This window comes from Clostridium gallinarum (assembly GCF_014836325.1).
Classification (GTDB): domain Bacteria; phylum Bacillota; class Clostridia; order Clostridiales; family Clostridiaceae; genus Clostridium; species Clostridium gallinarum.
Genome location: NZ_JACSQZ010000097.1, coordinates 1 through 5,918, shown reverse-complemented (window position 1 = coordinate 5,918; position 5,918 = coordinate 1). Strand labels below are relative to the sequence as shown.

The window sequence follows — 5,918 nt, the reverse complement described above, 5'->3', positions numbered from 1 at the left end:
GTATAATATATTTATAATCACAATTTAAAACAAAAGTATATTTATTTTAAATGAGAGGAGCTTAGAATGAATAACAATATTACACCACAAACAAATGAAGTGAATCCTAAAGAAAATAATAGTACAAAAAAAATAGTACTAATTACGTCATTAGCTATTATAGTATTAATTGGTTGTATTAGTGGATATTTACTATCAAAAAATAAGAAGCTTGTAGATAGCTATGCAAATAAAGTATATCCTGGAATATATGTATTTGATAAAGATGTTTCAGGATTAACTAAAGAAGAGCTACATACAGTTTTAGAAGAAATGGTAGGAAATATTTCATCAAGAAAACTAAGTATTGCAATAAATGATAAAAGTTTTGAGGAAAGCTATAATAATTTTGATGTTACTATAGATTATGAAACTTTCGAAAATGAAGTATTATCTTATGGAAAAGACATAGGCTTTTTTGAAAAGGTAAATAGAATAAAAAAACCAGAAAGTAAAACTTATGAATTTAGTATAAATTATAATGAGGAAAAATTAGTAGGTTTTATAGATTCAATAAATGATGCTGTATTAATAAATCCAGTTGACGCAAAAGCTAACATATATGGCGGAACTGTAAATATAACACCGGAGCAAATTGGGTATGAGTTAAATAAGGAAGATTTAAAAAGTAAAATAGAAGCTGTTTTACTAAAGGTAAAAGATGAAGATTTAGTTGCCTTAGATGGACAACTTGTTGAAATACAACCGTATATAACAGCAGCAGCATTACAAACAGTAGATACTAAAATTTCATCCTACACAACTCATTTTACTGCAGGCCCTAGTGGAACTAATGTTTTAAGAGGAGCTCAAATGATAGGAAGCAGAGTGGTTATGCCAGGAGATGAATTTTCAACAGTTGAAGCTATAGGTCCAACAACAGCAGAATATGGATTTGTATCAGCTAATACTTATCTTAATGGAAAAGTTGTACCAGGGTTTGGTGGTGGAGTATGTCAAATATCTAGTACAATTTATAATGCTGAGCTAAGAGCTGGGATAATTCCAACATATAGAGTTAATCATGAAATGACAGTATCCTATGTACCACAAGGATTAGATGCAACTATTGGAGATGAATGGCCGGACTTAACTTTTGAAAATCCATATGATTATCCTATAATAGTTAACGTATATGCAGGAGGCGGATCACTTACAGCTGAATTTTGGTCTAACAGTGAAGCCACAGGTGGAATAAGATATGAGCCAAAAGCTTATCAAACAGGTTCTTTATCTGCAGATACTTATCTATATGGTTATGATTCAAATGGAGAATGTGTTTTAGAAAAATACTTAGATAGTAGTGTGTACAAGCCATTTAGTTAATAATATAAATTGTCCAAATATAAAAAATGAGTATTTCCAGGTATGGAGTACTCATTTTTTTTATTATAATATATTTAGAAGTAGGTTAATCGTATATTTCTTCATCGTTTGCTTTTTTTAAGGTAAATTCAAATTTTACTCCATTTTCTGTATTAGATAAAATATAGGAGCTTTCGTGTAAAGTCAGTATTCTTTTAACTATAGAAAGACCTAGTCCATTACTGTTATTTGATGAATTTCTTGCTTTGTCTATTCTGTAGAATTTATTATATAAGTTATCAATTTCCTCTTCAGGAATATGGACACCTTTATTCTCTATGCTAATAGTTATAATATTATTTATAGAATTTACTTCAATTATTACATCATTATCTTTTGGAGTATATTTAAGAGCATTACTAATTAAGTTAGTTAAAACTTGCTCTAGTTGAAATATATCACCTATAACATAGCAATATTCTAAATTTGTATTAAGTATTAAATTTAAATTTTTTAATTCAAATTCTAATTGAAAGCTTTTTATAAGCTTTCTAATTAACCTTAGTATATTAAATCTTTCCATGACTAATTCTAAGTTTCCTGACTCTAATTTAGAAAGTTCTAGCATATTGGTTACAAGCTTATTCATTTTATGAGATTCATCTATTATTGTTTCAATATAAAATAAGGCATCCTTACCAGTTGCTATACCATCCTTTAAACCTTCTGCATAACCTTCAATTATTCCAATAGGAGTTTTTAAATCATGAGATACACTTGCGACGAAATCTTTTCTCATTTCTTCTAATTTACGTTCTTTTTCAATATCTTCTTCTAATTTTTTATTTTTAAGCTTTAAATCATCTAAAGCATTTTTTAATGTTGAAGATAAAAAATTTAAAGTAGTAGCTAAATTTCCTATTTCATCATCGGAAATTTCTTCACATCTAACTGTAAAATCCATTGAAGACATTTTTTTAGCTACTTTATTTATATTTACTAGTGGCTTAGATATTAAATTTGCATATATAGAAGATAAAAATATTCCAATTATACTAAACCCTAAAAATAAATAAAAATAAAATTCTTGAATTACAGCACTAGCCTCATTTATAGGTTGCATGGAAGACACAGCAACTATAAGAGAATCATTTTCTGAGTTTAAAGACATAGCACCTACACTTCCGATTTTAGTTGTATTAGAATATTTATTTTCAAATACTGTTGTTTCTGTTTTTCCGCTAGTAATAACTTTATTAATAAGATATTTATCATTTAAAAGTTCAGTACAAAAAGATGTAAGTGTTTTAAAATCATCAGTGTTATTATAATAATTAGTTAAATATTTAAGTTGACCATCTTTAGAAAATATAGCAACTTTAGAATTGTTTTGTTGTTCAAATCTAAATAACTCTTCTATTAAATTTTTTTCATCAGATATATTATAAGAATATAATTCACTGAATTTATTTATTTCCCGTGTCATATCTTTTATCTTTTTATTTAAATAAAATTCTTCAAAAAAGAGATTTTGAAATAACATACTACAAATTAAAACAGTAAAAATTAATCCAAAGGTTATTAAGAATAACTTTTTTGAAATACTAAATTTATTTCTTTGCTTCAAATCTATATCCACTTCCTCTAACTGTAATTATATATGAAGCCTTTCCCCCAAGTTTTTCTCTAAGTCTTTTTATATTTGTATCTACTGTTCTTAAATCACCATAATAGTCAAGTCCCCAAACATTATCTAATATAGTATCTCTTGATAATGCTATTCCTTCGTTGTCAGCTAAATATGATAAAAGTTCAAACTCCTTAGGAGAAAGATTTATTACTTCATTATTTATTTTAACTTCATGAGATAGTTTGTTTATGGTTAGTCCATCGTATTCTTTTAGGCTAGAAAAAGTTTCTTCTGAAGTTCTTTTTAAAAGTGCTTTAACTTTAGCAATAAGAACCTTAGGAGAAAATGGTTTAGTCATATAATCATCAGCACCCATTTCATAACCAAATAATTTATCTTCTTCTTGTCCTTTAGCAGTAAGTAAAATAACAGGAACTGCAGATACCTTTCTAATAGTTTCTAAAACTGTAATTCCATCAACCTTTGGCATCATTATATCTAAAATTACTAAATCTATTTTATTATTTATAAAATAGTTAATTCCTTCATCGCCATCAGAAGCTTCTATTATATTAAATCCTTCCTTTAAAAAATAATCACGAAGTAAAAAACGTATTCGAGTTTCATCTTCAATTATTAAAATATTTTTTTTCATGAAAGCCCTCCTCTTCTTTTAAAAAGTTATAAAAAATAAAATCTATTAGCTAAAGTTTTAAAAAATAAATAGCTTATAAACTAATTATAAGTGTCAATAAAAATATGGTAAAGTATTATTAATAAATTAAAAGGCTTAAGATGTAGATTATTAGTAAAAACATAGATATAATATTTATAATGTTATATTTTAAAGATAATCATATTATACTTAAAATAAGCTTAAATAATATGTGGGATAGGTGGACTTAGATGTTTAAATTGAATTTTGATGTTAAAAGACATTTTTTAGATAATGGATTAGAAGTAATAACTATAAAAAAAGATACTAAAATTACTTCAATAAATGTTGGTATTAGAGTTGGATCTCTTTATGAGGAATTACAAGAGAAGGGAATATCTCATTTTATAGAACATATGCTTTTTAAAGGGACAAAAACTAGAAATTATGAAGAGCTAAATGATGCTCTAGAATTTTTAGGGGGAGAGTATAATGCATATACAGATTATACTTCAACAGTTTATACTATAAGTTGCTTGGAAGAAGAATTAAAAAATGCTATAGAAATACTAGGGGATATGATAATAAATCCAGAATTTGATAAGAAAGAGTTAGAAAAAGAAAGAGGGGTCATACTAGCTGAAATTAGATCTAGTAAAGATGATATAGAGGATTTGAGTTTTAAGAGAACTAATGAGATTGCATTTAATAAAAATCCATTAAGATTTGATGTTGCTGGGTTAGAAAAGAATGTTAAATCTTATAAAAGAGAGGATTTATTAAGTTACTATAAGAAATATTATACTTCAAATAATTCACTAGTTACAGTAGTATCATCATATGAGCATGAAGAAGCTTTAGAAGAAATAAAAAAAGTTTTTTCTTCTTGGGAACCGGGAGAAAAAATAAATAAAACAGTTATAGAAGAAAATAATATTCCTAAACTTGTTACAACGGTAAAAGAAAATATAGAGCAAAATACAATAGTATATTTATATACTTTTTATAATTTAAATAAAGAATTGGAATTACCCCTTAGAATTTTAAATCATAGACTTGGAGAAAGCTCAAATTCACTTTTATTTAGAGAAGTAAGAGAAAAAAGAGGACTAGCTTATGATATTTATACTAGTATAGATATGACTAATAATGTCAAGACTTTATATATCTATACTGCTGTAGGCGAAGATGATTTAGATTCTGCAATTGAAGCAATTGATGAAACTATTTCAAATGTTAAAAATGGAAAGCTTTCTATAGGAGAAAGAGATTTAGAACTTATGAAAAAAGTTCATAAAACAGCAGTTATTTCAACCTTAGAAGATCCATCAGAATTATGTAATTATATGCTTCATCAAGGATTAGATGGTGAAGATATTTATGAGTTTGTAGATGATATGGAAAAGCTAAATAGTTTAGACATTAAAAAGATTAATGATGTTGCAAATAGTGTTTTAAATAATCCTACAATTCATATACTAAAATCTAATTAAGAAGAGGATAAATATGAATATTATTACTAAAATAGAAGTGCAAAAGAGAAATAAAGATAGATCCAATATTTATATTGATAACGAGTATGCTTTTTCTTTAAGTAATGAGTTAGTTTATAAAGAAGGACTTAAAACTAATGAAAAAATTAATATTGAAGAAATAAAAGTTATTGCAAAGGAAGATAATTATTTAAAATGCAAAAATACTGCATTAAGAATAGTTGAGAAATCATATAAAAGTGAAAAAGAATTAAGGGATAAGCTTATTTTAAAGGGATATGAAAATGAGGAAATAGAAAAATCTATAAGTTTCTTAAAAGAATATAATTTTATATCCGATGATAACTATACAAGGATGTACGTTAAGGATAAAAGTAGGATTCAAGGTAAGAAGAAGATAAAATATGATTTAATTAAAAAAGGAATAAGTGAAAATATAATAGAAGAAGAAATTTCAAATATAGACAGAGATGAAGAAAGAGAAGTTGCATATAATTTAGCTGAAAAAAAATACAATACAATAGCAAAAAGAGAATCAGATAAATTTAAATTATCCCAAAAATTATATAGATTTCTTTTAAGTAAGGGATATGATTATGATACTGTTTCATATGCTGTAAAGAAAGTTACAAGTATAGATGATATTTAAATTAATTTAAAGGAGATTATTAATGATTGCATACTTACCACATATTATATGTGTTTTGCTTATGTTTTTTTCAATGAAAGATAGTATTATAGGTTCTTTAGAAGAAAAAAGTGCTAAGTATTCATTAAACAGATTAATATATTATTT

At 25.7% G+C, this 5,918-nt stretch carries 5 protein-coding genes; 3 read left to right on the top strand and 2 right to left on the bottom strand.

All coding sequences use genetic code 11. From position 1 onward, the window contains the following. The first annotated feature begins 66 nt into the window (after positions 1–66). The gene (locus H9660_RS15580; RefSeq protein WP_191751291.1) at positions 67–1,365 is read left to right on the top strand and encodes a VanW family protein; all 1,299 of its coding nucleotides are present in this window, start codon (positions 67–69) and stop codon (positions 1,363–1,365) included. Between the two features lie 85 nt (positions 1,366–1,450). On the opposite strand, the gene H9660_RS15575 is transcribed toward H9660_RS15580, so the two are convergent. Together H9660_RS15575 and H9660_RS15570 are read right to left on the bottom strand one after the other, a co-directional pair. Further along, on the bottom strand, positions 1,451–2,971 hold the full coding sequence (locus tag H9660_RS15575) for a sensor histidine kinase (RefSeq protein WP_243190686.1): 1,521 nt from the start codon (positions 2,969–2,971) through the stop codon (positions 1,451–1,453). Continuing rightward, complete coding sequence (locus tag H9660_RS15570; protein WP_191751290.1) at positions 2,955–3,629, bottom strand: response regulator transcription factor; 675 nt, start codon at positions 3,627–3,629, stop codon at positions 2,955–2,957. The genes H9660_RS15575 and H9660_RS15570 overlap by 17 nt, the downstream gene beginning before the upstream one ends. A gap of 251 nt (positions 3,630–3,880) precedes the next feature. On the opposite strand from H9660_RS15570, the gene H9660_RS15565 reads away from it, so the two are divergent. Beyond that, positions 3,881–5,122, top strand: a complete 1,242-nt coding sequence (locus tag H9660_RS15565) for a M16 family metallopeptidase (protein ID WP_191751289.1) — start codon at positions 3,881–3,883, stop codon at positions 5,120–5,122. Positions 5,123–5,135: 13 nt separating this feature from the next. Further along, positions 5,136–5,771 carry a recombination regulator RecX gene (recX, locus tag H9660_RS15560; RefSeq protein WP_191751288.1) on the top strand — a complete coding sequence of 212 codons (636 nt, stop codon included), beginning with the start codon at positions 5,136–5,138 and terminating at the stop codon, positions 5,769–5,771. The last annotated feature ends 147 nt before the right edge of the window (positions 5,772–5,918 follow it).

Coding starts and splice junctions, on each gene's coding strand:
- H9660_RS15580 (WP_191751291.1), top strand. CDS start 67: ATGAATAACAATATTACACCACAAACAAATGAAGTGAATCCTAAAGAA.
- H9660_RS15570 (WP_191751290.1), bottom strand. CDS start 3,629: ATGAAAAAAAATATTTTAATAATTGAAGATGAAACTCGAATACGTTTT.
- H9660_RS15565 (WP_191751289.1), top strand. CDS start 3,881: ATGTTTAAATTGAATTTTGATGTTAAAAGACATTTTTTAGATAATGGA.
- recX (WP_191751288.1), top strand. CDS start 5,136: ATGAATATTATTACTAAAATAGAAGTGCAAAAGAGAAATAAAGATAGA.